Genomic DNA, 26,517 nt, shown 5'->3' on the forward strand with positions numbered 1-26,517 from the left:
CGAAGGGGCGGGTCGTGGGACGTTGGGGCAGGCGGAGCGGGCCGCTGGTGACCGGAGCGGCGGCGCTGGCGGTGGTGTTGGTGGCGGCGGGGCTGTACTGGTTCCAGCCATGGAAGCTGTGGCAGGACCAGGCGATCAGTGAGGCGCTGCCCGGCGCGGCATCGTCTGCGTCGGCGCCTGGTCCGGCGGCGGTCGCGCCCCCGGCCGCCGACCGCCCGCAGACCGTTTCCGGCGGACACCTGATCAGCCACGAACACACCACCACCGGCACGGTGAAGGTCGTCCGGCTGGCGGACGGCTCGCACGTCCTACGGCTGGAGGGGCTGGACACCAGCAACGGGCCGGACCTGCGTGTGTGGCTGACCGACGCCCCGGTGAAAGAGGGCGTGGCGGGCTGGCGTGTGTTCGACGACGGCAAGTACCTCAGCCTGGGCAAGCTCAAGGGCAACAAGGGCGATCAGAACTACCCGATCCCGGCGGGTGTGAAGCTCTCCGAATACACCAGCGTGACGATCTGGTGCGACCGCTTCGACGTCTCCTTCGGCGCCGCGGCCCTCACCGCGCCCTGACACCCCGACCGGGCGGCAGGGGCGATGCTGCCATGACGAGGCCGACGGCCAAGGCACCCCGTCGGCCGGCGCAGCAGCGGACGCCACGCTCAGCGAGTACCGTCGGCGAGTACCGCCAGGGCCACGGCCAGTCGGAGCAACGCGTACGGTCGAGTATCCGGCCGACGGTGTGACGAGGATCGGGCACCTCGCGCTCCCGGCCGGTGTCGACCGCCGGCCCGCGGTGCTGCTCGGCCCAGAGGGCATGGGGCTCAGCGAGGTCGAGCGCCGCAGGGCCGATGCTCTCGCCGAGCTGGGATACGTAGCGCTGGCCTTCGACCTTCACGGCGGGCGCTGTTTGGGTGACCCCGAGGAGACGCTGGCCCGTTGCATGCCGCTGCTCGCTGATCCCGACCGGATAGCCGCCGTCGGGTCGGAAGACCCGATCATGCCGCCCGCGCAACGGAACGCGTTCACCGCCGAGATGCAGGCCGCGGGCGTCGACTGTCAGGTCCAGCCGAGTTCGGTGTAGGTGCGGCCCGCCCGGATGCCTTCGATCGCGGCGCGGGTGTAGGGCACGATCCGGTCGGGGAGGGCCTCGGCGGGCCACCAGTCCCAGGACACGCAGCGGTCCGGCTCGCGGACCTGCGGTGTGCCGGTCCACTGGTGGGCGCGGAAGACGAGCTGCATGCGCGGCCGGCCGCCGGGATGGTCCACCACGTGCACGACGTGCACGAGTTCGACGTCGGCCGGATCCACGTCGATGCCGGCCTCCTCCTGCGCCTCGCGGACCAGGCAGGCGACGGCGGACTCCTGCTCGCAGTGCCCGGCGAGGAAGTGGTGGGTCGTGGCCGCGAACGCCGAGTCGGGGTGCCGCAGGCCGAGCAGCACCTTGCCGCCCTGCTCCAGGTAGAGGTGCACGCCCACGACGTTGAGGCGCGCCCGCCCTCCGTTACGGGTCTGCACCGGGACCGGGGCGAGGGTGGGGGCCTGGGCCTGGTGGAGGTCGATGACCTCCTTCGTCCACGGGCACATCGTCAGGTACCGGATGGTGCCGGCGTCGAAGTGCCGGAACATGATGCCCTCGGGACACGGCAGGCTGTCGGCGTCGCCGTCCCAGGATCCGAGGTAGACGCGGATCCTGCCCTTGACCCCGTCGGGGCCCCGGCTGTCGACCACCGTGAACTCCTCCAGCGGGACCACCAGACCGGTCTCCTCCAGCAGTTCCCGCTCCACCGCTTCCCGGGAGGACTCCGCTCCTTCGCGGTCGCCGCCCGGGATGCTCCACGTCCCCGGGTCGCAGATCCTCTTGTTGGCGTCCCGCAGGTGCAGCAGGTAGCGGCCTCGGGAGTCGACGAGCAGCGCGGCGGTCCCGCGGGGGTCGTCGGTCAGGGTCATCACAGGCTCCTTGAGGTGGGGGTGCGGCGGACGCGCCGGCAGGGCGGCCGGCGGCAGACGAGCGGGGACGGGCCGGTGCTCAGGAGCGGTCCCTTGCGGCCGGTGCGTCGTGGTCTCCGGTGGCCTGCGCCGGTACGGAGGCATCGAAGGCTGCGGCCTGGACGAGGTAGGCGTCGCGGAAGTCACCGGTGCCGGTCTTCTCATGCATCAGCTCGGCGAAGGTTCCCGACTCCGCGACCCGGCCGTCCTTGAGGACGTGGATCAGGTCGGCGTGACGTACGGAGTGGAGGCGGTGGGTGATGAGCACGATCGTCTGCCCGGTGGTCGAGGCGAGTGCCCGGATCTGGTCGAAGACGCGCTGCTCGGCGACCGCGTCCAGGGCGCTGGTGGGCTCGTCCACGATCAGGATGTCGGCTTGCCGGTACCGGGCGCGGGCGATCCCGATGCGCTGCCACTGGCCGCCGGAGATCTGGTGGCCGCCGCGGTAGCCCCGTGCCAGCAGGGTGCCGAGCCCCCGGGGCAGGTCCGCGAGGACCTCGTCGGCCCCGGAGAAGGCGGAGGCCCTCTCCACCGCCGGGTCGTCGATGGCGTGGCCGGGCTGGCCGATGCCGACGTTCACGCGGAAGGTGAACGGCCAGTGGTAGAAGTCCTGCGACATCAGGGCGACGCGTCCGAAGACCTGGTCGCGGTCGGCGGTTGCGGCGTCGACGTCGTCCCACCAGATCGTCCCGCCTCCCTCGTCGGGCAGGTACAGGCCGGCGAGCAGTTTGACCAGGGTGGACTTGCCGGAGCCGTTCTCGCCCACCAGCGCGATGATCTTTCCCGTGGGGAAGGCCAGGCTGACGTCGCGCAGCGTGGGCGCCGGCTCCTCGGCGCCGCTGCCGGGGTAGGTGAAGGTGACCTTCTCGAAACGGACCTCCCGCAACCGCTCGGGCAGCGGGACCCCGCCCACGGAGATGGCCCGGGTCCTCGCTTCCCGGCACAGTCGCTCGAAGTCGGCGACGAACAGCGATTCCTGGTGCAGCTCGGTGATCTGCAGCACCAGGGTGTCCAGACTCGCCGCGCCGGTACGGATGGCCAGCACGGCCGTGCCCGCGACGGCGAGTTCCATCGCCCCGCCCCATAGCAGCGCACCCAGGGCCCCGTAGGTCAGGAGGGTGGCGACGCCGCCGGCGCCGTCGGCGACCAGTCCGATCCGCGCGGCGCGGCGGGCCAGCCGGGTCTGCTCGCGCTCGCTGGTCTCGGCCATGGTCCGGAAGTGGCCCAGCAGGAACGGGCCGACGCCGTGGACGCGGACTTCCGCTGCCGCCTCCTTCTGGGTCAGCAGCTGGCCGAGGAGGTGCCCGGCCCGGGCGTGCTGGACGAAGGCGTGGAAGGAGATGTACTTCTGGCGGGAGATCATCAGCGAACTCCACGCGCTCGGCAGGGTCATCAGGACGAGCAGCGGCAGCAGCAGCGGGTGCAGGACGGTCAGCACGCCGGCCGCGGCGATGAGGGAGACAGCGGAGTTGAGGGTGTTGGTGCAGTAGCGGATCATGCGCCGGGCGGAGTCGGCCCCGTACCGGGCTGCGTCCAGGAGCCGGTGGAACTCGTCGTCCTCGATCGCTGCGAGCTCCGTACGGTGCACCAGCCCCAGGTACTGCTCGGTCGCGACACGCTGCACCTTCGGCTCCAGGGCTCCGGTGGCCGCCGTCGACGCCGACCGCAGCAGCGAACCGAGGAACGCCGTCACGGCCACGACCGTGAGGGCGGGCACCGCCTGCGTGAGGCGCTCGTTGGTGCTGCCGCCGGCGAGGATGTGCCCGAGGACACGGTTCACGGCGACCAGTCCCACGGCCTGGGCGACACCACGGCCGGCCTCGGAGGCCAGGACCACCCGCAGAGCGCGGGCGTCGGCCAGGCGCGCGAGCCGCAGGCCGGTCCCGACCAACCGCGGCAGTTGCTTCGCCATCGTCCACAGCCCGAGTTTCAGCCAGGCGCCTTCGTGCCGGTCCCAGCCGATGTCGTAGGCGAGCTCGCCACCGAAGAGGAGCCGCTCGGAGTCGGACACCGTCGCGGTGCCGGGTCCGGTCATGGTGCCCTTGCTCACGCGGCCCTCCCGGCATCCGGTCGTCGGTCGCGGCCACGGGAGGAGGGGGCGTCAACCGGGCGGCCATTTGCCGCTCGCGGGCACGGGGTGGACTGGGGATGTTCGATTGCGGCAGGAGCTTCGGGGCGGATCGGCAGGGGATGCACGGGGTCCTCCGGATGGGCGCACGGCTGGTACTGGTGCTCTAAGAACGGCTCCCGATCGGGCGAGTCACGGTCGGTTCCGGGGCGGACGGTGAACGAATGTTCTGGTCGGCGTTGGGGGGCTTGGCGTGCCTGAGGTGGCGGCGCTGAAACTCGCTCGAACAGGGTCGTGTCACCCGGCCGGGGGATTGTCGGCCCGACATGGGCGACACCATCGCCCTGCGCTGGGGCGCCCGGGTGCGGTCCCCGGCGGACCGGGGTCCGCACCCGTTTCGGACCGCCCTGGGCGGTTCTCCTCCTCCGGCAGCTCTGCCGGCTCGACGAAGGGACGCTCTCACAGCCATAGCGGGACGGCCTCACTCCCCGCCCAGTGCCTCCGCGTACTCGGTGAGCCGGCTCTCCTGGTCCCAGGTCAAGTGCCGGACTTCCCAGAGCAGGGCGGCCGTGTCGACCACAGCGGGTGTGAGCTCCCTGCCCTCCGCCGATCGGCGGACACCGGTCAGCTCGGCCAGTACGGCGACCGGCACGCCGAGCGTCGCGGCGAAGCCGTCGAGCATCTCCGCATCGATCTGCTTGGCCCCTCGACCCACCGCGCCGATGGTCGAAGCCGCCTTGCAGACACCGGACATCAGACACATCACCTTGGCCGTTCCCAACCAGTTCAGGTTACGGAGCGAGAGCATCCGGAGCAGGAGCGAGCCGAAGCCCGGTGGGTATTGCTCGTACGGGCGGGGCTTCCACGGAGTGAGCATGTTCGCCGGCGCGGTCATGGAACGCGCACGGGTACGCAACAGCTGCCGGCCCGGCACGGGCAGGGCCAGGCAGCGCGACACCAGGGAACCGGAAGCGCCGGCCGTCCCGTCGAAGAGCCACGCGGCTTCGGGTACGGGGAGTTCCGCGACGAGCAGGAAGTCGTGGGTGCGTAGCCCGGTCAGCTCCGCGAGGCCGTCGAGGAAGCCCTCGGTGGGCGGCCACGTGGGCGTGAGGCCAACCGCGCCGGCGAGGCGCGCCAGGCGTACGTCGGGTGCGGGGTAGGTCGGGGGTTCCAGGCCCTCGCCGTCGCCGCATGCAGGTCGCGCGGGGGCTCGCCGGGCACGGCTACCCGCGCGAAGCCGGCCCTGGTGTCCGGGGCATCCACTCGCCCCGCGTCCCGTCCACGCAGGAGGCGGCGGCCCTGCGGCTGCGGGGCGCGAGCGAACACGGGCCCGGACCAGCCGGCGCCGGTCACCTGGCGTTGGCGCCGGCCGGCCCGGGGGCCCGGGTCTTGACCAGCAGGCCGGCCACCAGCGCCGCCAGCAGCAGGGCGCCGGCCGCCCACCAGAGGGTGTCGGTGTAGCCGCGCAGCATCTGCTCGGACCGGTTCTCGTCCGACGAAGCGGCCAGACGGGCGCTGACGAGGGTTACGAGCAGTGCCCCGCCGATCGCCTCGCCCACCTGCTGGGCCATGAGCACGACCGCCGAGGCCGCGCCGGAGTGCTGCGGGGCGACGCCGGAGGTGGCGGTGGAGAAGAGCGGCCCGAGGGCCAGACCGCCGCCGGATCCGGCGAGGAGCATGCCGGGCAGCACATGGGGCCCGTACCCGCTGCCGGCGTCGGCGACGGCGAGGACCAGCGTCCCGGCGGCGGCCATGACCAGTCCCGACACGATCAGCACGCGGGGCGCGGTGCGGTGCTGGAGGCGCGCCGAGACCTGCGTGGCGGTGAGGCCGGCCGTGGCAGCCAGGGGCAGGAGCATCCCCCCGGTCATGGCAGGGCCGGCCCCGAAGACGTACTGCAGGTAGACGGTGAGTGCGGGGAGCAGCGTCAGGAGGCCGGCGCCGGTCAGGACCATCGCCAGGGCACAGCCGACGCGGTGGCCGTCCCAGCTGAGGTGCCCGGCCGACGGGGTGCCGGACGTCCTGGTCTGCCGCCACAGGAAGGCGATGAGCAGGAGGACGCCCACCGCGAGGAGGCCAAGGGCCAGGGGAGTGGTCCAGCCGAGCCGCCCGGCCTCGTCCATGCCGTGGACCAGGGCGGCGAGTCCGCCGGAACCGAGCAGCACGCCGAACCGGTCGGAACGGGCAGGATCGTCCGACGGGCGGCCCGGCAGCAGGGTGGCAGCGCCGGTCACCGCGAGGGCCGCGAGCGGGACGGCGGCGTACTGAGACATCCGCCAGGACGCCAGCTCCGCGAGCCAGCCACCCGCGAACAGCCCGAGCGCCCCGCCGCCGGCCGCGACCGCCCCGTAGATCCCGAAGGCCCGGGCGCGTTCCCTCGGGTCGGGGAAACCGGTGGACACCAGGGACAGTGCGGACGGTGTCAGCAAGGCGGCGAAGGCGCCCTGCAGGGCGCGCCCCGCGATCAGCAGACCGGGCTCGCCGGCCGAGCCGCAGAGGACGGAGGCCACCGCGAAGCCGGCCACGCCGGTGATCAGGGTCCGCTTGGCGCCGACGAGGTCGCAGAGGTACCCGCCGACGAGCAGCAGCCCGGCGAAGGCGAGGAAGTAGACCGTGACCGGGTTCCAGCCGTCGCCGGCGAAGCCGAGATCGGCCTGGACGGTCGGCAGGGCGATGCTGAAGCCCATCACGTCGAGCAGTACCAGCAGTTGCGTCAGGGCGATCACGCCCAGGCCCCACCAACGCCTCGGGTGCGGGGCCGCCGGGCCGGGGAGGGCGGCCGGGGGCGGCCCGAAGCCCCGCGCGGGGACGGACCGCGCCGCGGCAGTGGCCGGGGTCGTGGGCGCGTACGGGGGCGGCCCGGGCTCCGGCTGGTGCTGGCGCGGCACCGAGGGGATACGGGGGTCCGGCAGCGCGGCGGGTTCCCCGGCGGGTGTCTCGGGGGCCCAGTCCAGCAACCTCGCGGCACGGCGGCCGAGTTGTGCCAGCACCGTGCCCGGCAGCCACTCCCCGGCCTGTTCGACCGCCGTCCGGTCGGCCACCTCCTGGGGGGTCGGCCGGGCGGCGGGGTCCTTCTCCAGGCAGGCGCGGACGAGTGCGGTCAGCGGCTGCGGAACGCCGGTGAGGTCCGGTTCCTCCTCGGCGACCCGGAAGAGGTGGGCGTTCAGCCCGGAGTCGGCGGCACCGAACAGGAGCCGTCCGGTGGAGGCGTACACGAGGACGGCGCCGAGGCAGAAGACGTCGCTGGCGGGGGTGAGTTCGCGGCCGCGGACCTGTTCGGGAGACATGAAGCCGGGGGAGCCGATGAGCATGCCGGTGCGGGTGTGCAGGCTGTCCCCGGTGAGGCTGTCCATCGCCCGCGCGATGCCGAAGTCGATGACACGGGGGCCGTCGACGGTGACGAGCACGTTGGACGGCTTCAGGTCACGGTGGATCAGGCCCGCCTCGTGCACGGCCCGCAGGGCGACGGCCAGCCGGTTGGCGAGGGTGTGCACCGAGTACGCGGGCAGCGGCCCGAAGTCCTCGGCGACCACGGTGCGCAGGTCCGGTCCCGGGATGTACTGCGTCGCCACCCACGGCACGGCGGCCTCCGGGTCGGCATCGAGCACCGCTGCCGTCCAGTCCCCGCCCACCCGCCGGGCGGCGGCCACCTCGCGGGCGAAGCGCCTGCGGAACTCGGGATGGCCGGCGTGCTCGGCCTGTACGACCTTCACCGCGACGGTGCGCCCGCCCTCGGAACGGCCCAGATACACCAGACCCATGCCGCCCTCACCCAGCCGGGCGATCAGACGGTACGGGCCGATGTGGGTCGGGTCTGCTGCGATCAACTGGTCCACGGGGACGAAGTATGCCAACTGTCCGGCGGGGCGGCGGGCGTAGGCGAATCTTGCGCACGACGGCGCCCGGGTACGCCGCAGCGGTGTGATGCTTCCGCCTCCTCGACGGCGACCCGGCGAACGGGGGGCGGGCGCCGACGGAGTACCTTATTGCACACAATATGCAATTGCGTTACATGTGCGAAAGAGGTTGAAGTGGCAGCTCCGGTGGTGCTCGGGATCGAGTCGTCGTGCGACGAGACGGGTGCGGGCATCGTGTCCGGCGGGAGACTGCTGGCCCATGTCGTGGCGTCGAGCATGGACGAGCACGCGCGCTTCGGAGGTGTCGTGCCGGAGATCGCGGCCCGCGCGCACCTCCAGGCCTTCAGCCCCGTCGTGCAGGCGGCGCTGGACCAGGCAGGGCTGCGCCTGCGTGACATCCACGCCGTGGCCGTCACCACCGGCCCCGGCCTGTCCGGTGCGCTCCAGGTCGGCCTGGCCGGGGCGAAGACCCTCGCGTACGCGGCCGGGGTGCCGCTGTACGGCGTGCACCACCTCGCCGGCCACGTCGCCGCCGACACGCTGGAGCACGGGCCGCTGCCGAATCCGTGCATGGTGCTGATCGTCTCCGGCGGGCACACCTCGCTGCTCCTCGTACGGGACCTGGTGCGCGACCCGATCCTCCACCTCGGCGACACGGTCGACGACGCGGCCGGGGAGTGCTTCGACAAGGTGGCCCGCGTCTTCGGGCTGCCCTACCCGGGCGGACCCGCCATCGACCGCGCCGCCCGCGAGGGGAACCCGTGCGCCGTCGCCTTCCCGCGCCCGCTGACCGGCCCGCGCGACGCCCCGTACGCCTTCTCGTTCTCCGGCCTGAAGACCGCCGCCGCCCGGTGGGCCGAGCGGCACCGCCTGAGGGACGAGGAGATTCCGGTGGCCGACGGCGCCGCGTCGTTGCAGGAGGCCGTCGCGGACGTCCTCACCCGCAAGGCACTCGCCGCCTGCCGCGCGTACGACGTGCGCACGCTCGTGGTGGTCGGCGGGGTGGCCGCGAACTCGCGCGTGCGCGCCCTGGCCGAGGAGCGGTGCGCGGCCGCGGGGGTCGAACTGCGCGTGCCGCCGCTGACCCTGTGCACCGACAACGGCGCGATGATCGCCGCCGTCGGCGACCTGCTCGTCCGCGCCGGCTCGGACCCCGGCGGGCTCGACCTGTCCATCGACCCGTCGGCGCCCCTGGAGTACGCCGCCCTGCACCCCGTCGCCCGGCCGGCCGTGGGAGTGGCGTGAGGCCGTGAGGCCCCGGCGACCCCGGGTACGCGGCCAGGGGCGTCGATGTCCAGCGGCCCCTGCCCCACCGGTAGCGCTGTGTACGCGTCCGGTGACGGCGAGTGGCGCCCGGCGCCCGGCGGGCCCGCCGCCCGGGTTTGTGCCGCGTGGCCGGGGGCACGTGCCAACCGAGCCATCGAGGCCGGAAAGCAGGCCCGACATGAGTCCCCATGACCCCGCACTGCCCGAGTACCGGGCCCAGCACCTGCGTGAGCGGCTGGCGCAGGAGGACATCGCCGAACTCGGGGTCCGCGTCGAGCTGCGCGGCCCCACGGTCCTCGTCTGGGGGCCGGTGTCCAGCGCGGACTGCCGCGAGACGATCCTCCGCATCGCCGCGGAATCCCTGCACCCGCTCGCATGGCGCCACGACCTCACCGTCGTCAGCGCCCGTCCGCCCGACCGCGAGGAGGACCTGCCGTGATCCGCGTCGCGGCCGTGGGGGACATCCACCTCGCGCCGGGCTGCGAGGGCACCCTCCGGCCGGCCTTCGAGACCCTGGGGGACCACGCCGACCTGCTCCTCCTCGCCGGTGACCTCACCCGCCACGGCACGCCGCGGGAAGCCGCCGTCGTCGCCGGTGAGGTCGCCGGCCTGCCCGTGCCCGTCGTGGCCGTACTCGGCAACCACGACCACCACGGCGACCAGCCGCGCGAGCTCACCGCCGTCCTCGCCGAAGCGGGGGTGACCGTCCTCGAAGGGGAAGCAGTCGTCCTCGACCTCCACGGCACCACCGTGGGGGTGGCGGGGGCCAAGGGATTCGGCGGGGGATACGCCGGCCGCTCCGGCAGCGACTTCGGCGAACCGGAGATGAAGGCCTTCATGCGGCACGCCCGGACCTGCGCCGACGGGCTCCGCCGCGCCCTCACCACCCTGGCGGAGGCGGGCACCGACCTGCGGATCGCCCTGACCCACTACTCGCCGGTACCGGACACCCTGGCCGGCGAACCCCCCGAGATCCACCCCTTCCTCGGCAGCTACCTCCTCGCCGAGGCCATCGACGACATCGGCGCCGACCTCGCCGTCCACGGCCACGCCCACCTGGGCACCGAGCACGGGATCACGGCCGGCGGGGTCAGGGTCCGCAACGTGGCCATGCCGGTCATAGACCGGGCGTACGCCGTCTACCACCTCACTCCGCACCCCGCAGCACCGTCGCCCGCCACTCAGGCCTCCGGGCAGGCGGCGGCCCCGGGTCGGGCGTGAGCGCGAGGGATGTTCAACTGGGCTCTCAACAAAGGGAGTTGAGCCTGCGCGCGACCGCTTCTCGCCACCCTTGGCGGCTGCTACGCTCCAGGCGGCCTGCGGGTCGAGGCCTCGTTCTTCGCGTCCTCGATGGGAGGTGAGGAAACAATGCTGAGCTTCTCCGGCCAGGTCGGGAGCACCGCCACGGGCGGTGCGTTCGTCCAGGTGGCTCCGGGTGCCAGCACCACCTGTGGTGGCGGGAACTGCTGCTGCAGCTCCTGCTGCAGCTGGTAGCCGCCGGTGTCGGGCGGGGTCGCCGGCCCCGCTCGACGTCCATGCCGTCCCGAGCGCGGACCGTCGTCGAAGGAAAGGCCGAGATGTCACTGAAGGACTCGCAGGAAGCCGTATCCGACCACCTGGACCGCAACAGCCATATGGCGACGGTGGCGGCCTTCGGCCAGCAGCACACCTCCGTGTCGATGTACAGCGCGACGACGGTGGTGCGGGCGCCGGAGTCGGTGGTACGGGGGCGTTGGAGTCCGGCCGTGCACGGCTTCGTGGGGGAGGAGTTACTGCTCAACCACCGCCGCGGTGGGCGCGATCTCGGGATGCAGCTGGGCGTGTCCAGGTTCTACGGCCACGACGCCGTCCTCTCCACCGCGCACGGCGACCTCCAGGAGCGGCTGGACGGGGCGATCGCCCTGCCCCCGCACCGGCGGCTGCGCAGCGGCCTGACGGACACCGTCGCCGGCCGGCGCAGCGGCCGGGGCTTCTCGGGGAAGCCGGTGTCGCTGGAGGAGCTGGCCACGGTGCTGTGGCACGCGCAAGGGGTGTCGGGCAGCCTGCCGGTGCCGACGGCCCAGGACGGCGAGGCCGCGGTGGCGCTGCGCAACGCGCCCTCGGGCGGCGGGCTGTACCCGGTCCGGGTGGCGGTGCTGGCCCAGCACGTGAAGGGCCTGGCCCCGGGCGCGTACGCGTACCAGCCGCACAGCCACACCCTGTTCCCGTACCGGCCGGTGCCGCAGCAGGTCGAGCTGGCACGGCAGTTGCAGACCAAGGACGTGGAGGCGGACAAGGCCGCCCTGGCCCTGGTCTACGTCTACGACCTGTACTCCAACTCGCAGAAGTACGGGGACAGCGGGCTGGTGTTCGGGCTGATCGAGGTCGGCGGGATCTCGCAGAACGTGCACCTGGCCCGGACCTCGCTCGGCCTGATCGGCTGCGACCAGGGCGGGTACGACAAGCAGTCGCTGGAACGGGCACTCGACTGCGACGGCACCTCGCGCCACGTGGTCCACCTGACCCTCCTCGGACACGGAGAGGCCTGAGCCATGACCCTCGCACCCTCCGATTCGAGAGTCCTCCTGGCCACCTCGGTCCGGCTGCTCGCCGTGGAACCGGGCGTCATCCGGCTGCGCTGGGGGATCTGGAACTTCTCCGAGGTCAACGTCGACCTGCGGGCCGAGTCGGCGGCCGTCCGGGCCGCGATGACCGCGCTCTTCGAGACGCTGGCGGCGGGCAAGGCGGCCGACGGGACGTTCGCGGACGCCGCCGGCCTGACCCCGGTCGAACGGGCCAACCTGGAGCTGGCGGTCAACGAGCTGCGCCAGGCCGGCTTCCTCGCCCACGACCGCCCGTCCGAGCGCGGCGGGGAGATGGCCCGGGCCCTGCTCGGCAACCTGGACCTGTACGGCGCCGGCGAACCGGCCGCGGCGACGGTCGCCTTCGCGGCGGACTCGCCCAGCGCCTCCGCGTACGTGGCCGCCCAGGCCGAGGCCCTGGACCTGCCGCTGGAGCTGCTGCCGGCGGACTTCCTGGACGGGCTGCACGCCGCCGATCTGACCTCCGGGACGGGCGGCCTGGCCGCGGCGGACGCGCTGAAGCGGCTGAGCGCCACCGTGGAGCACTGCGACGCGCTGGTGGTCCACCTCGGGCAGGCCTCGATCCTGGCGCTGCGCGGCCTCAACCGGCTCGCCTGCCACCTGGGGAAACCGGTGGTCGTCGGCCTGGTCGACGGCCCGTTCGCCACCGTCGTGGGCGCCGACAGTCCGCGCACCGGCTGCCTGGAGTGCTTCGAACAGCGCTCCCTGGCCCGGCTGGAGGACCACATCGGCTACCACACCATGGCCGGGGCCACGGCCCCGCGCGGCACGGGACGGGCGAACGGCGTGGAGTCGCTGGTCTGCGCCCATCTGGTCAACGAGGCCGTGCTGCTGCGCTCGCTCGGCACCTCGCGCTTCCTGGGCCGGGCGCTGAGCATCTACCTGCCCACCTACGAGATCCAGGCGCAGGACGTGCTGCGGATCGGGACCTGTCCGGCCTGCGGCCACGTCGCCCGGGACGTCGTACGGGAGATCAACTTCAGCAGCCGGGTGATCGTCGACCGGCACGTGCGCGAGGCGCTCGGAGGGGGCCGATGAGCGCCATCCCGCTCCTGGGCCACCCCGGGATGGGTGCCGCACTCGCCCGCTACGAGCGGATCGGCGGCAACCAGGGCGGCATCCTGCCCGGCATGCTGGTCTCGGTCGCCGCCGTGGAGGGCGAGCCGTACCTGCGCTCGGCCACGGCCGCGATGCCCCAGTACCACCGGCTGGCGCTGGACGACCCGCACATGCAGATGCAGTACCACCTGGCGGGCTACGGCTCGACCCACGAGGAGGCGGTGACCCGGCTCACCGGTGAGGCGGTGGAGCGCTACGCGGCGATCATGGCCATGCCGCTGTTCGCGGACCGGATCGAGTACGCCTCGTACCGGTCGCTGTCCTCCCGGCACCGCGTCCTGCCCCTGGAGCTGCTGGGCGTCTTCGACGCCGGACAGCAGGCGCAGCTCGCCCGGATGATGCACCGGTATGCGCCCGAACCACCGGGCGAGGACGACGTGGTCGCCTGGATCGCATGTCCCTCGCTCACCCGGCCCGGGGAGGAGGTGTACCTGCCGGCGCAACTGGTCTTCCTCGGCTTCCGCAGCGACCCGGGCGCGGCCGACAAACTCTTCACCCCCTCCTTCTCGACCGGGACCGCGGCCCACGTGTCCCTCGACAAGGCGCTCCTCGGCGCACTCGTCGAAGCCGTGCAGATCGACGCGTTCATCCTCAACTGGTACACCGGCGCCAAGGCGCCGCTGATCGACCTCGACGCGGACGGGCACGCGCTGCTCGAAGCGGCCGGCCTGCACCCGGACGGCCCGTACGAGGTACGGGCGAGCCTGCTGACCCGGCCGGAACTGCCGCTGCCGAACATCGGGGTGACCCTGGTGCGCCGGGACGGGAAGCTGCCCTACATCGCCTTCGGGCTCCAGGCCGACCCGGATCCCCGGCGGGCGCTGCTGCGCGGCGCGGCCGAGGCGACCGCGATCCTCGGGATCGGCATGTTCAGCACCGTCTTCGACCTGCCCAACGTGCACTTCGCGCAGGCCGGTTCGGCCTACACCGACCTCGACACCAACGTGCTGTGGTTCGCCGCCCCCGGCGACGCGCGGCGCAAACTCGCCGCGGTGGAGAGCCGCGTGGACGGACGGACCGGCTTCGCCGGACTGCCCGGATACGCCGACGACGACACGGCCGCGATCCGCCGGCTCCTGAAGGACCTCGCCGGCGTCAGCGAGTTCGCCGGCTACCTGGACTTCACCCCGCCGGAGCTGGCCGACACCCCGTGGCGGGTGGTCCGGGCGGTCATCCCGGAGCTGCTGAGCATGTGCCTGCCCGGGTTCCCGCCGAAGGGCCACCCGCGGATACGAGAGCACGGGGGTGTGACCCATGTGGTCCCCCACCCGCTCCCTTGAGCTGCTGGTGCTTGCGGCCACCGTCGCGCCCGCCGAACTGATCCGCGTCGCGACGGCGTTCGGCCCCGCCGCGAAGGCGGGGGCGGACCGGGTACGGGCCGTCCGGAGGGGGCTGGTGGGTGTCCCCGCCGCCTACCTGGTGGTGACGGCGGCGGCCCTCGCCGTCGCCGCCGACGGCGGCTTCCTCCCGGACGCCCTGACCGGCGGGCTGACCGGCGGGCTGACCGGCGCACTGCCCGGGGCGCTGCCCGGCGTGCTCTGGCTGCCGGCCGCCGCCCTGGCCGGAGCGGCGCTGGTAGGCGGCGAGTTCGCGGTCGGCGCGGTGCCCCGGCTGGCTGCCGGGGCGGGGCTGCCCCGGCTCGCGGTGCACCGTGACGGCGGCGCGGCGGGCGGGGGGTACGCGGCATCCGTCCTGGCCACCGCGGTCGCCGAGGAACTGCTGTACCGGGGCCTGTGGATCGGCGTCCTGCACGAACGCCTCCATCTGCCGGCCGGTGTCGCGGTGGTGGTCGCCGCCGTGGCGTACGCGGGGGGACACCTGTTCTTCGGCGGACTCGCCGTGGCGCAGAAGACCCTGTCCGGGGTGGTCTTCGGACTGCTCATGCTGGTGTCGGGCAGCCTGGCGGTGCCCCTGGTGGCGCACCTCGCGCAGAACGGGGCGGTCTTGGCCCTGGGCGTCCGCCAGGAGCGGCAGCGGGACCGCGGGGCCCGCGCGGCCGCCGCCGGACGGGGGGCCGCCGGATGAGCGTGCCCGCCTTCGCCGCGCTCACCACCGGCGCGGTCGCCGTCTGGCTGGCCCTGTACCGGCTGCCGTTCAACGATCCGGCACGGCGCCGGCGGACGGCCCTGTGGCTCGCCGGACGGACCCGGCTGCGCCCGGAGGCGGCCTTCGCGGTGTTCGGCACCCTCGTGTACCTGGTCCTGGGCGCCCTGGCCCTGGCGGCGCTGCTGGCGTCCACGCCCCTCGCGCCCGGCCGGCTGTTCACCGTTCCCGGACCCGGGGCCGCGCTCGCCCTGCTGCTGGCGGTCCTCGGCACCTCCAGCAGCACCATCCTGTGCGTGTCCCTGCTCTACCGGCTGCGCCCGCGGACCGACGTCCCCGGCGAGATCGCCCGCATCCAGTGGATCGCCTCCGTCCTCGCCCTGCCCCGGCACTACCGGTGGACCGTCCCGGCGGCCGCGGCGCTGTTCGAGGAAGTGCTCTTCCGCGGGGTGGTCCTGCTGGGGCTCGGGGCACTGGGCAGCGGCCCCGCCTTCGCCCTGGCGTTCAGCACCTGCCTGTTCGCGGCCGGCCAGGTCGCCCTCGTGTCCACCCGTACCCAGGCGTACGTGCTGGGCACCTCCAGCCTCGTCCTCGGCGCGGTCGGCGGCCTGCTGACCCTCGCCACCGGCGGGGTGCTGCCCGCCCTGGTGCTGCACATGTCGTTCGCCGGCTTCTACACCAACCTCAGCGCCTCCCCGACCCGGGCAGCGCGCACCACCCCCGGGAGGCTCAGCCTGTGACCACCGACCAGCCGTCCGCCGACCAGCCGTCCGCCGACCCGGCGGCGGCCGCATCGCGACCGGCCCCGGGGGCGGGGGAGGGCGCCGTCGTGCACGCCGACCGGCTGACCGTCGCCTACGGCACGTTCACCGCGGTCCGCGACGTCTCGTTCCGGATCCGCCCCGGGGAGGTGTTCGGGCTCATCGGGCCGAACGGGGCGGGCAAGACCTCGGTCGTCGAGGCCGTCGGCGGCCTGCGGCCCGTCCGCAGCGGCAGGGTCACGGTCTTCGGCCACGACCCCCGCCGCGACCGCGACGCGGTCACCCGCCTGCTCGGCATGCAGCTCCAGGAGTCCCAGTTCCCCAGCCGGGCCCGGGTCGGCGAGCTGTGCGACCTCTACGAGGCCATCTACCGGGCGCCCGGTGCCGCGGCCGCGCTGCTGGAGGCCTTCGGCCTCGCCGGCCGCCGCCGCAGCCGGATCGCCGACCTCTCCGGCGGCATGCGCCAGCGGCTGGCCGTGGCCCTCGCCCAGATCGGCGACGTCCGCCTGGTCGTCCTCGACGAGCTGACCACCGGCCTCGACCCGCACCAGCGCCGGGAGACCTGGCGCTCGGTCCTCGACCTCGCCGCCCGCGGGATCGCGGTGCTGCTCACCTCGCACGCGATGGACGAGGTCGAGGCGCTGTGCGGCCGCGTGGGCGTGCTGCGGGCCGGGGAGCTCGTCGCGCTCGACACCCCGGCGAAGCTGACCGAGGCGCACGCGGGCCCGTCCACCTTCCTGGTCGACCTCGGGGACCCCGGCCGGGGCACCGGCCGGCCCGCCGGGATCGAGGAGCAGCTCGGCGGCCTCGGGCTGACCCGGCTGCCCGGAGCGCCGGACCGGCCGGAGTTCGCCGGCAGCTACCCCGCCGACTACGACCGCATCGTGCGCCTGGTGGCGCGGGCCGGACTCCCGGCGTCGGCGGTGAGCCGCCGTACCCCGGGCTTCGAGGACGCCTATCTGCGGCTGGTCGGCGCCACCGTCACGAAGGAAGGGGCCTGAGATGCCGGTGCTGTGGCCGATCGTCCGGTTCGAATGGCGGCGGATGCGGCGCAACTTCGCCCCGGTCTTCTTCGCCCTCGCCTTCCCCGTGCTGATGCTCTGCATGTTCGGCGGGATCTACGGCAACGAGCCGTCCGCGCAGTTCGACGGCCGCGGGACGGTGGACATGTCGGTGCCCGCCTACCTGGTCCTGGTCGTCGCCGTCACCGGGCTGATGAGCTTCCCGCTCGGGCTCGCCGAGTACCGCGACCGCAAGGTCCTCAAACGCTTCCGTGCGACGCCGGTCGACGCGTCCGCCTTCCTCGTCGCCCAAGGGCTGGTCAACCTCGCGCTGACCCTGCTCGGGGCCCTGCTGCTGGTCGCCGCCGGGTACCTGTTCTTCGGCCTCCACCTGCCGGCCACCCCCGGGGCGGCGGCCGCGACGGCCGGGGCCCTGGTGCTCTGCGCCCTCGCCATGTACGCGCTCGGGGGAGTGGTGGCGGCGGTCGCCCGGTCCGAACGGGCGGCGGTGGCCATCGCCAACCTGGTCTACTTCCCCATGATCTTCCTGTCGGGAGCGACCATCCCCCTGCAGATCTTCCCGGACGCCATGAAGACCGTCAGCGCCGCGCTGCCCGCGACCTACGCCGTCGAGCTGCTCCAGCACGCCTGGCTGGACGGCGCCGCCGACGTCGCCCTCGACCTGGGCGTACTGGCCGGCGTGGTCGTCCTGGGCACGGCGGCCGCCGCACGGCTGTTCCGGTGGGAGTAGCGGTGCCGGCCGCCTCCCCGCCGCCCCCCGGGCCGGCGGGCGCCTCCCCGCCGGCCCCCGAGGGGGTCCCCGCCACCGCCTACCTCACCGCGCTCGCCCGGGCCCGCGCGAGCGCCGAGCCGGACGGCGCGCTTCGCGATCCCTACGCCGAACGCTTCGCCCGCCTCTGCCCGGACCGCGTCGTCCGCGTCACCCGGAACACCGCGGGCCCGTCCGTCGTCGTCGCCCGCACCCTGGTGATCGACCGCCTGCTGTCCGGGCCGCTCCGGGACGGGGCCTGGGAGGTCTGCGTCAACCTCGGGGCCGGATTCGACGCCCGCACCCACCGCCTGGACTGGCCCGCCTCCTGCCGGGTGATCGAGGTCGACCGCGCCGCCGTCCTCGACCTCAAGGACCGCCTGCTGCCCGCCGCAACGGCCCGCGTCCCGGTGGAACGGCTGCGCTGCGACCTGCGCGACCCCGCCGCCCTCAGCGCGCTCCTGCGGCCCCGTACGGCGGGCCGCAGGACCCTCCTCCTGGCCGAGGGGCTGCTCACCTACCTCACCGCCGGCCAGGTCCGCGCCCTGGCGGCCGCGGCGGCCGAGGTGGCCGGCGCCGGCGGCGCGTGGATCTGCGACGTCCTCTCGCCGGCCTCCGCCCGCACCCTCACCGCCGCCGCCCGCTCCGCCGGAACGCCCCTGACCCTGCACGGCCTCCCCGACCTCGACGCCTTCGAGACCACCGGCTGGCACTGCACACACCTCGAACCCCTGCCCACGGCCCGGCCACCCGCCCGCGGAAGCGGGACGACCGGCCGGCTTCCGGACGGCGTGCTGTGGCTGAGCCGCAGTGCGCCTGCCCCCGGCTGCCGGCCGACGCGTACCCCCGCATCGCGGCGCTGCTCGCCATGACCCTGTTCGCCCTGTGGCCGTTCAGCCGGCTCGTCCACGCCTTCACCGCGCCGCTCGACAACGTCTTCCGCCCCTACGTCGTCTACCGCTCCCGCGGGGCCGCCGGGGGCCGCAGCAGGGCGGGCGCGCGGGTCGCCCGCTGACCCGCGCGCGGCCCCTACCCGGCGGCGGGCGCCGCGGCGTCCGCGCCAGGAACGACGATGCGGCCGTCGCGCAGTTCCACGACGCGGTCGGCGAGTTCGATCAGGTTCGGGTCGTGGGTGGCGACGAGGATGGTCACCCCCTTGCCGCGCACCACCGCGCGCAGCAGCTCCATGATCGACCGGCCGGTCTCCAGGTCGAGCTGGCCGGTGGGTTCGTCCGCGATGATCAGGTCGGGGTCGTTGGCCAGGGCGCGGGCCACCGCCACGCGCTGCTGCTGGCCGCCGGAGAGCTCACCGGGGCGCTGGTCGGCGTGGTCCGCGAGGCCGACCAGGGCGAGCAGGGTCCGGGCGCGCTCCTCGCGCTCCCTGGCGGGGACGCGGCGCAGCCGCATCGGCACGCCCACGTTCTCGGCGGCGGTCAGGACGGGGATCAGCCCGAAGGACTGGAAGACGAAGCCGATCCGGTCCCGGCGCAGGGCGAGCAGGCCCGCCTCGTCGAGGGTGGCCAGGTCGGTGCCGTCGAGGGTGATCCGGCCGCCGGTGGGGGTGTCCAGGCCGCCCAGGAGGTTGAGCAGGGTGGTCTTGCCGGAGCCCGACCGGCCCCGGAGGGCGGTGAGTTCGCCGCGGCGGACCTCGAAGGAGACCCCGCGCAGGGCGTGCACGGTCTGCGCGCCGCTGCCGAAGCTGTGGTGCACCTCCTCGGCGGCCACGATCGGCGTGCCGTCCTCCTGCTGTGCCACCGCGACCGTCGTCGTGTGCTGGTGTTCCGTCACCGTGCTCCCCCCGCTTCGGACTTCCGACCGCATTTGCGCATCTGTCCCGCCAATCACGCAAGTCCCTTCCGTGCTTCGACCGGATCTGACAACATCGTCCGCTATCCGGTACCGAAGGTCCGGACGGGGGAGGGACTGCACACGTGCTCGGCTTCGTCGTGCGCCGACTGCGCGGGCGATGGCCGCTCGCCGTCGCCGTACTGCTCACCGTACTGATCACCGCGACCGCGCTGACCGCGCTGACGGCCTTCACCCGCGGAGTGGGGCAGGAGGGGCTGCGCCGGGCGCTGACCGGCCCGGAACACTCCCGGACCACCGTCGTCGTCACCAGCGGCCAGGCCGTCTCCGCGCGCGCCAAGGACGACGAGGCCGTACGGGCCTACGCGGGCCAGGTCTTCGGCAGGCTCCCGGTGGCCTCCGAGAGCGTGGCCCGCAGCCGCTCCTACGGACTCCCCGGCGCCGCCGCCCCGGGCCGCGACGCCGACCTGACCCTGCTGGCCGCGCTCGGCCGCGAGCACGTACGGCTGCTCGCCGGCGCCTGGCCCCGGCCCGTCACCGCCCCCGCCGACGACCCCGCCCAACCGCTCCAGGCCGCCGTACCGCGCACCGCGCTCGCCCGCCTCGGCCTCGCCGAGTCCGCGCTGCCCGCGCCCGTCCGGCTGGACGACCGCTTCGGCGGGCCCCCGCTGACCGTGCTGGTCACCGGCGTGTACAAGGCCGCCGACCCCGACTCCGGGTACTGGCGGCTCGACCCGCTCGGCGGCCGAGAACTCCAGGTCGCGAGCTTCACCACCTACGGCCCGCTCATGGTGGACGACACCGCCTTCACGGCAGGCGGCATCCTCCAGAACTACCGCGGCACCCTCCTCACCCCCGACCTGCGCACGGTCACCACCGCCGGGGCCAGGACCGTCCGGGCCGCAGCCGACCCCGCCGGCGCCGCCCTGAAGAGCACCACCTCGCTCCAGGCCGCCACCGAACTGCCCGAACTGCTCGGCCGGCTGGACTCCGGACTGCTGGTCGCCCGCTCCACCCTGCTGGTCGGCGCCCTCCAGCTCGCCGTCCTCTCGGCCGCCGCCCTGCTCCTCGTCTCCCACCTCATGACGGCCCGCCAGGAACCGGAACGGATCCTGCTCACCGCACGCGGCGCCTCACGCCGGCGCCTGGGCGTGCTGAGCGCGGCCGAGTCACTGCTGCTCGCCCTCCCGGCCGCCGTCCTGGCACCGCTGCTCGCACCGCCCCTGCTGCGCCTGCTCGGCCGCTTCGGCCCGCTCGGACGGGTCCGCCTGGAGGTCCCGGACACCTGGCTGGTCTGGCCGGCCGCCGCCGGCTGCGCCCTGGCCTGCGTCCTGCTCACCACCCTCCCCTCCGCCCTGCGCGGCGCCTCGGCCGCCGTACTGCGCCGGGCCGGCCGCAGGCAGGCGCTGGTGACGGGCGCCGCACGCTCCGGACTCGACCTGGCCGTGGTGGCCCTCGCCGTCCTCTGCTACCAGCAGCTCTCCCACTACGGGGGCACCGACACGACGGCCACCGGCCCCGCCGACGGCGGACTCGGCGTGGACCCGGTCCTCGTCGCGGCCCCCGTCCTCGCCCTGTGCGCGGGCACCCTGCTGGTCCTGCGGCTGCTGCCGTTCGCCGCCCGGGCCGGAGGACGGCTCGCAGCACGCGGCCGGAGCCTGGGCCCGGCCCTGTTCGGCTGGCAGCTCGCCCGCCGGCCCGGCCGCGCCACCGGGCCCGTACTGCTGCTCGTCCTCGCCGTCTCCAGCGGGGTCCTGGCCCTCGGCCAGCACGCTGCCTGGTCCGCCTCCCAGCGGGACCAGGCGGAGTTCGCGACCGCCGGCGGACTGCGGATCACCGGCAGCAGCATGTCCCCGATGGGGCAGGGCGGACGCTACGGGTCCCTCCCGGGCGCCGACCGCCTGATCCCGGTGGTCCGCCAGGACCAGCCGCTGCCGGGCGGAGGCACCGCCGGCCTCCTCGCGCTCGACGCCGCCAAGACGGGCGAACGGGTACCGCTGCGCGCCGACCTGCGCGACGGCAAGAGCATGCGGGAGCTCTTCGCCCCGCTCGCGCCCGGCACCGCCGGCGCCCCGGCGGGGGCGCCCGCGCTCACCCTCCCCGGTGCGCCCCGCCGCATCGACCTCGACGTGACGGTACGGACCACCGGTACGAGCTACGCCGCCGTGAGCCTGCTCCTGCGCGACCGGTTCGGAGCCACCCACACGACACCGCAGGCCACCCTCCCCACCGGCGGCGACGCCACCCTCCGCTTCCCCCTCGACGCACTGACCGATGCTCCGATCGGCTCCGCCGCCACCCCGCTGGCCCTGGCGGGGATCGACCTCGCGTACGCCGGCGACGGCGGCCCCGCCGGCGACGGAGCCGAACTGACCGTCCGCCGGCTCGCCGTGTCCGACACCCCGGACGGCGGAGCCGTAGCGGTCGCCCCGGGCACGGGAGGCTGGCAGACGGCGCCCCCCGCGCAGCCCCGCGCCTCGGGGACCCCCGTCCTCTCCCCGCCCGCGGACGGCACCGCCGGCCTGCTCCGGCTGCGCTACTGGGGCGGGTTGGGCACCGAGAGGGGAGTCCACGCCCTGCTGTTCCCCGCCCCCGCCGCCCCGCCCGCCACCCCGGTCCCGGCCGTCGCCACCACCGGCTACCTGCGCTCCCTCGGCGCCGCCGCGGGCGACACGGTGCACATCACCGTCGACGGGGTGAGCGTCCCGCTGCGGATCACCGCCGCCGTCGAAGCCCTCCCCGTCGCCGGACGCACAGCGCTCGCCGTCGACCTGCGCACCCTCGGCCGGTTCCTGATGGAGACCGCCGGGCAGCAGCCGCCCACGCCCACCGAATGGTGGCTGCCCGCCACCTCGGCCGCCGACCCGCTCCCGGCCCGCGCGGCGGAGAAACTCCGCGAAGGGGTCAGGACCGAGCACGTCCAGCTGAGCGGGGAGATCACCGCAGGCCTGCTGGACGACCCGCTCAGCGCCGGCCCGCAGAGCGCGCTCGCCGCCCTCGCCGCCGCCTGCGCGGTCCTGGCCGCCATCGGCTTCGCCACCGCCACCGCCGCCGAACGGCGCGTGCGCGGCCGGGAGTTCTCCGTGCTGCTCGCGCTCGGCACCCCCCGCCGCTCGCTGGCCCGGGCCGCCGCCGCGGAGGGGGGAGTGCTGGTCCTCCTCGGGACCGCCGTCGGGACCGGGCTGGGCGTCGCCCTCGTCCACCTGATGGCACCCCTGGTCGTGCTGACCCCGGCCGCGCACCGGCCGTTCCCGCCCGTACGGGTGGACATGCCGCTGGGGCAGACCCTGCTGACGGCCGCCGCCATCGCGGCCGTCCCCCTGCTGTCGGCCGCCTCCGGCGGCCCCCGGGGCCGCGACATCGCCGCCCGGCTGCGCCCCGTGGAGGAGATGTGAGCACCCCGCCGCCGTCCGCGACCGAGGACGCCTCCGTGCCCCCTCCGCCGCCCGCCCGCCCCGGGCCCCCGCAGGCCGCCGGGCGGCCCGGTCCCCGGCCCGCGCCCTGGGTCAGGACCCGGCTGCGGGCCGCCCGCCTCGGCAGCGTCCTGGCCGCCGTGCTCGCGTTCGTCGCCGTCCTGCTGGCCGCCGCGCTGCCGCGCGCCCAGGACCGGGGCGCCGACCAGGCGCTGCGCGCCTTCCTCCAGCGCGGCGGGCCCGGCTACACCAGCCTGCTGACCACCTCTCCGCGCCCGCAGCAGGCGCAGGGCACGGACGCCCTCGACGCGACGCGGACGACCCTGCTCGCGCACACCGGGGACAGCTTCCACGTCGACCCGGGCACCGTGGTGTACGGCACCTGGACCGTCAAGGGCCGGGGCCTGCTGAACCCGGAACTCTCCGCCCCCTCCGGCCTGCCGCCCGTGATGCGCCTGCTGTACGTGCGCAACGCCCGGGCGCACGTCCGGCTGGTGGAGGGCCAGTGGCCCAACGACGCACCCGCCGCCGGCACGGCACCCGGCACCGCCCGCGGCGCCGCCGACGACGGCCCGCCCCTGCGGATCGCGCTCTCGCAGCGCACCGCCCGGACCATCGGGGCCCGCCTCGGATCGGTCCTGACCACGTCCTCCGTGCCCGGTGGCGGGCCCCGCGCCGAGGTCGTCGGCCTCTACACGGTCGCGGACGAGAGCGAGGACTTCTGGGTGGACCTGGGCTGCCTCGCCTTCGCCTGCGAGTACCACCAGGGCGAGAACAGCTTCTGGGGGGCCGACGCCCTGGTCGGGGCCGCCGACCTGCCCCGCCTGGACGGCTGGAGCTTCACCGCCGAGGACTTCTGGCGCCTGCCGGTGGACACCGGCCGGCTGCGGGCGGACCGGCTCGGCGCCACCGAGCAGGACATCGCCTCCTACATCACCGGGCCCGTCTCCGCCGAACTCGTCACACAGACCGGGCGCGAGATGCTCCGGACCAACTCCCGGCTGCCCGAGCTGTTCGCCCAGGCCAGGGCCCGCAGCCAGGCCGCGGCACCGCTCGCCGCGATCGGACCCGCCGGGGTGGCGGGCGTCGCCCTCGTTGTGCTGTGCCTGGCCGGCGCGCTCGCCGCCGACCGCCGGGAGTCCGAGCTGCGGCTGCTGCTCGCGCGCGGCGGCTCGCGCACCGGCATCGTCGGCCGGCTCCTCGCCGAGGGCGCCGTCACGGTGCTCCCGGCGGCCGCGGCGGCCACCGCGCTCGCCGTCCTGACGCTGCCCACGCCCCGGCTCGCGGCCTCGCTGCTCTGCGCCGCCGCCGTCGCCCTGCTCGCGCTGCTGGCCTTCCCGGTCCGTGCCGCCTTCCTGCTGTCCCCGCCGCGGCCGGCCGCGCGGTGGCGCAGGCCCGTGGCCGAACTGCTGGTCCTCGCCGCCGCCGGGGCCGCCGTGTGGGAGGTGCGCCGTCGCGGGGTCGCGCCCGCCGGCAGCGGCACGGACCCGCTGCTGATCGCCGCTCCGCTGCTGCTCGCGCTGTGCGGGGGCCTGCTGCTGGCCCGGGTGCTGCCGCTCGTCACCGGGGGGCTCGCCCGGATGGCCGGCCGCAGCCGCGGGCTGGTCGGCTTCCTCGGGCTGGTGCGGGCCGCGCGGGGCCCGGGCGGCCGGGGCGCGGGCACCCCGGTACGCGGCCGGACCGGCCCCTCCGTCCTGCCGCTGATCGCCCTGCTGCTGGCCGTCACGACCGGCGGGTTCGGAGCCGCGGTCCTGGCCTCCGTGGACGCGGGCCGCCTCGCGGCGGCGCACCGGACCATCGGGGGTGACGCGGGTGTCTCCGCGGTCGGGGCCGGGTCCCTCCCGGACGCGCTGGTGAAGTCCGCTGCCCGGCTGCCGGGCGTACGGACGTCCGTGCCGGTGTGGACCGACGACGACTCCTTCGTCCAGGGCACCGCCGAGGGCCGTACCCGGGTCACCCTGGTCGTCGCGGAGCCCGCCGCGTACGCGGAACTCTCCCGCGGCCTGGGCTGCGGCACCTTCGACCCCGCCCTGCTGGGCGGCGGCGGCACGGGTTCCGCCGACGCCCCCGTGCCGGTCCTGTTCAGCTCCGGTCTGGCCCGCAAGGCCGGGCCGGGCACGTACGCGCTGCGGCCGGGACCCGGCGGGGAGCTGCACGTACGCACCGCCGCAGTGACCGGCTGCACCCCCGCCCCGTCGGGCCCGGGCGGCGAGACCGTCGTGCTGCCGGCCGGTCCCGCGACGGCCCTGATCCGCGGCGGCGTCCAGCCCAACCGGTGGCTGGCCCTCGGGCCCGTCGACGGGGAGCGGCTACGCGCCCTGACGCGGACCGCCCGCTCCGGCGCGAAGCCGGCCGACGAACGCTACGTGGTGCGCACCAGCGCCGAGTACGTCGCCGAACTGGGCGCCGATCCGCTCCAGGGCTCCGCCGAGCGCCTGTTCTGGTCCTGCGTGGCCGCCGCGGCCGGATTCGCGCTGCTGGCCGTGCTGCTGACCCTGCTGCGCACCGTCCCCGAACGGGCGGCCCTGCTGGCCCGGCTGCGCACCATGGGGCTGCGCCGCCGTCAGGGCGTGGCCCTGATCCTCGCCGAGGCCCTGCCGCAGACCCTGGCCGCCGCCCTCGGCGGGGCCCTGGCGGCGGCGGCCGCGGTGGCCCTGCTGGGCCCGGCGATGGACCTGTCCACGCTGGTCGGCGCGAGCGCGCCGACCGGAGTACGGCTCAGCGCGGCGGCCGTGCTGACTCCGGCCCTGGGCCTGGCCGCGCTGGTCGCCGCGGCCGTGCTCCTGGAGGCGGCGACATCCGGGCGACGGCAGATCACCACCGAGTTGAGAGCGGGAGACCAGCGTTGAACACCGACCAGCCGACGTACGAGGAGCTGCACCGCAGGGCGGCGGCGGCCACCCGGGCCCGTACCCCCGCGCCTGACGCCGCGATCGCCTGCGACCGTCTGGTGCGGATCTTCAGCACGGACGGGATCGAGGTCCAGGCCCTCCAGGGGCTGGAACTGACCGTCGCCCAGGGCGACCTGGTGGCCCTCGTCGGAGCCTCGGGCAGCGGCAAGTCCACCCTGCTGAACATCCTGGCGGGCCTGGACGTACCGACGGCGGGCAGCGCGGCGGTCGCCGGCTACGACCTGCTGGAGCTGTCGGCGCGGGACCGGCTGCGCTACCGGCGCGAAGCGGTCGGGTTCGTCTTCCAGCAGACGGCCCGCAACCTGCTTCCCTTCCTGACGGCAGCTCAGAACGTTGCCCTGCCCATGCAGTTGAAGGGCGGAGGCGGCGGTGGCGGACGGCGCGGCGCGCGCGCCCGCCAGGCCGCCCGGGTCGCGGAGGTGCTGGACGCCCTCGGGATCGGCGACCTGGCCGACCGGCACCCGGCGCAGCTGTCGGGCGGGCAGCAGCAGCGCGTCGCGATCGCCGTGGCGATGGCCAACGACCCCGGCGTGCTGCTGGCCGACGAGCCCACGGGCGAACTGGACTCGGAGACCGCGGCCGCCGTCTTCGAGACCTTCCGCACCGCGAACAAGGAACTCGGCGTGACCGTGGTCATCGTGACGCACGACCCCATGGTGGCGGGCGAGGTCCGCCGCACCGTGGCGATCCGCGACGGCCGCACCAGCAGCGAGGTCCTGCGCAGTCTGGTCACCGACGAGCACGGCGAGGAATCCGTCAGCGAACGGGAGTACGTCGTCCTCGACCGCTCGGGCCGCGTCCAGCTGCCGCAGAAGTTCCTCGCGGCCCTGGGCATGGAACACCGCGTGGCGGTCGACCTGGCCCCGGACCACATCGAACTGCGGCCGGACGGGGCCGGCTGACCCGGTGTCGGAGGATCCTCCCGGAGCCGGGAC

General features: G+C 75.0%; 21 protein-coding genes and 2 pseudogenes. 18 read left to right on the plus strand and 5 right to left on the minus strand.

What is annotated here, in order from left to right:
- Nucleotides 1-47 precede the first annotated feature (47 nt).
- The gene (locus tag BX286_RS32255) at nt 48-569 is read left to right on the plus strand and encodes a DM13 domain-containing protein (RefSeq protein WP_398898848.1); all 522 of its coding nucleotides are present in this window, start codon (nt 48-50) and stop codon (nt 567-569) included.
- Between the two features lie 169 nt (nt 570-738).
- A pseudogene (locus BX286_RS32260) lies at nt 739-1,053 on the plus strand (dienelactone hydrolase family protein); the annotation flags it as partial.
- A gap of 2 nt (nt 1,054-1,055) precedes the next feature.
- On the opposite strand, the gene BX286_RS32265 reads toward BX286_RS32260, so the two are convergent.
- The 3 genes from BX286_RS32265 to BX286_RS36185 form a co-directional block, all read right to left on the minus strand.
- Complete coding sequence (locus tag BX286_RS32265) at nt 1,056-1,946, minus strand: NUDIX hydrolase (RefSeq protein WP_187344241.1); 891 nt, start codon at nt 1,944-1,946, stop codon at nt 1,056-1,058.
- Nucleotides 1,947-2,025: 79 nt separating this feature from the next.
- Nucleotides 2,026-4,020, minus strand: a complete 1,995-nt coding sequence (locus tag BX286_RS32270) for an ABC transporter ATP-binding protein (RefSeq protein WP_121017794.1) — start codon at nt 4,018-4,020, stop codon at nt 2,026-2,028.
- 514 nt (nt 4,021-4,534) lie between these two features.
- Entirely contained in the window at nt 4,535-4,807 is a 273-nt protein-coding gene (locus BX286_RS36185; protein ID WP_148710318.1) for a hypothetical protein, read from the minus strand.
- Between the two features lie 428 nt (nt 4,808-5,235).
- Between BX286_RS36185 and BX286_RS38125 the strand changes: the two are divergent.
- Nucleotides 5,236-5,367, plus strand: a pseudogene (locus BX286_RS38125) (hypothetical protein); the annotation flags it as partial.
- Between the two features lie 35 nt (nt 5,368-5,402).
- On the opposite strand, the gene BX286_RS32285 reads toward BX286_RS38125, so the two are convergent.
- A complete protein-coding gene (locus BX286_RS32285; RefSeq protein ID WP_121017215.1) occupies nt 5,403-7,889 on the minus strand; it encodes an MDR family MFS transporter in 2,487 nt (828 codons plus the stop codon).
- Nucleotides 7,890-8,096: 207 nt separating this feature from the next.
- On the opposite strand from BX286_RS32285, the gene tsaD reads away from it, so the two are divergent.
- The 12 genes from tsaD (at nt 8,097) to BX286_RS32345 (ending at nt 18,466) form a co-directional block, all read left to right on the plus strand.
- The gene (gene tsaD, locus BX286_RS32290) at nt 8,097-9,155 is read left to right on the plus strand and encodes a tRNA (adenosine(37)-N6)-threonylcarbamoyltransferase complex transferase subunit TsaD (protein ID WP_121017217.1); all 1,059 of its coding nucleotides are present in this window, start codon (nt 8,097-8,099) and stop codon (nt 9,153-9,155) included.
- A 199-nt stretch (nt 9,156-9,354) separates the two neighbouring features.
- Entirely contained in the window at nt 9,355-9,615 is a 261-nt protein-coding gene (locus tag BX286_RS32295) for a BON domain-containing protein (protein ID WP_079423818.1), read from the plus strand.
- A complete protein-coding gene (locus BX286_RS32300) occupies nt 9,612-10,397 on the plus strand; it encodes a metallophosphoesterase (protein WP_079423816.1) in 786 nt (261 codons plus the stop codon). The genes BX286_RS32295 and BX286_RS32300 overlap by 4 nt, the downstream gene beginning before the upstream one ends.
- A 356-nt stretch (nt 10,398-10,753) precedes the next feature.
- On the plus strand, nt 10,754-11,704 hold the full coding sequence (locus tag BX286_RS32305; protein ID WP_187344242.1) for a SagB/ThcOx family dehydrogenase: 951 nt from the start codon (nt 10,754-10,756) through the stop codon (nt 11,702-11,704).
- Between the two features lie 3 nt (nt 11,705-11,707).
- Complete coding sequence (locus tag BX286_RS32310; protein ID WP_121017221.1) at nt 11,708-12,796, plus strand: hypothetical protein; 1,089 nt, start codon at nt 11,708-11,710, stop codon at nt 12,794-12,796.
- On the plus strand, nt 12,793-14,157 hold the full coding sequence (locus BX286_RS32315) for a YcaO-like family protein (protein WP_121017223.1): 1,365 nt from the start codon (nt 12,793-12,795) through the stop codon (nt 14,155-14,157). Before BX286_RS32310 ends, BX286_RS32315 begins: the two co-directional genes overlap by 4 nt.
- Entirely contained in the window at nt 14,132-14,902 is a 771-nt protein-coding gene (locus tag BX286_RS32320; protein WP_121017225.1) for a CPBP family intramembrane glutamic endopeptidase, read from the plus strand. The genes BX286_RS32315 and BX286_RS32320 overlap by 26 nt, the downstream gene beginning before the upstream one ends.
- Complete coding sequence (locus BX286_RS32325; protein ID WP_079423806.1) at nt 14,899-15,660, plus strand: type II CAAX prenyl endopeptidase Rce1 family protein; 762 nt, start codon at nt 14,899-14,901, stop codon at nt 15,658-15,660. The genes BX286_RS32320 and BX286_RS32325 overlap by 4 nt, the downstream gene beginning before the upstream one ends.
- Nucleotides 15,657-16,682: an ABC transporter ATP-binding protein gene (locus BX286_RS32330; protein ID WP_121017229.1), complete on the plus strand. Its 1,026-nt coding sequence runs from the start codon at nt 15,657-15,659 to the stop codon at nt 16,680-16,682. The genes BX286_RS32325 and BX286_RS32330 overlap by 4 nt, the downstream gene beginning before the upstream one ends.
- Before the next feature lies 1 nt (nt 16,683).
- On the plus strand, nt 16,684-17,433 hold the full coding sequence (locus tag BX286_RS32335; protein WP_079423802.1) for an ABC transporter permease: 750 nt from the start codon (nt 16,684-16,686) through the stop codon (nt 17,431-17,433).
- Between the two features lie 2 nt (nt 17,434-17,435).
- Nucleotides 17,436-18,323 (plus strand): SAM-dependent methyltransferase, encoded by an 888-nt coding sequence (locus BX286_RS32340; protein WP_187344243.1) that lies wholly within the window; start codon nt 17,436-17,438, stop codon nt 18,321-18,323.
- Nucleotides 18,320-18,466 carry a respiratory nitrate reductase subunit gamma gene (locus BX286_RS32345; RefSeq protein WP_185117345.1) on the plus strand — a complete coding sequence of 49 codons (147 nt, stop codon included), beginning with the start codon at nt 18,320-18,322 and terminating at the stop codon, nt 18,464-18,466. The genes BX286_RS32340 and BX286_RS32345 overlap by 4 nt, the downstream gene beginning before the upstream one ends.
- Before the next feature lie 14 nt (nt 18,467-18,480).
- Here the strand turns inward: BX286_RS32345 and BX286_RS32350 are convergent, their stop codons facing one another.
- Nucleotides 18,481-19,239 carry an ABC transporter ATP-binding protein gene (locus BX286_RS32350; RefSeq protein WP_261993572.1) on the minus strand — a complete coding sequence of 253 codons (759 nt, stop codon included), beginning with the start codon at nt 19,237-19,239 and terminating at the stop codon, nt 18,481-18,483.
- A gap of 143 nt (nt 19,240-19,382) precedes the next feature.
- Between BX286_RS32350 and BX286_RS32355 the strand changes: the two genes are divergently transcribed.
- From BX286_RS32355 to BX286_RS32365, 3 genes are read left to right on the plus strand one after another with little or no spacing between them, the layout of a single operon-like run.
- Nucleotides 19,383-22,652, plus strand: coding sequence for an FtsX-like permease family protein (locus tag BX286_RS32355; RefSeq protein WP_121017235.1), 3,270 nt, complete (start codon nt 19,383-19,385; stop codon nt 22,650-22,652).
- Nucleotides 22,649-25,519, plus strand: a complete 2,871-nt coding sequence (locus tag BX286_RS32360; protein ID WP_121017237.1) for a hypothetical protein — start codon at nt 22,649-22,651, stop codon at nt 25,517-25,519. The genes BX286_RS32355 and BX286_RS32360 overlap by 4 nt, the downstream gene beginning before the upstream one ends.
- Complete coding sequence (locus BX286_RS32365; RefSeq protein WP_100864661.1) at nt 25,516-26,484, plus strand: ABC transporter ATP-binding protein; 969 nt, start codon at nt 25,516-25,518, stop codon at nt 26,482-26,484. Before BX286_RS32360 ends, BX286_RS32365 begins: the two co-directional genes overlap by 4 nt.
- Nucleotides 26,485-26,517: the final 33 nt, after the last annotated feature.

It is taken from the genome of Streptomyces sp. 3211.6 (assembly GCF_003634815.1).
In the GTDB taxonomy this organism is placed as follows: domain Bacteria; phylum Actinomycetota; class Actinomycetes; order Streptomycetales; family Streptomycetaceae; genus Streptomyces; species Streptomyces katrae_A.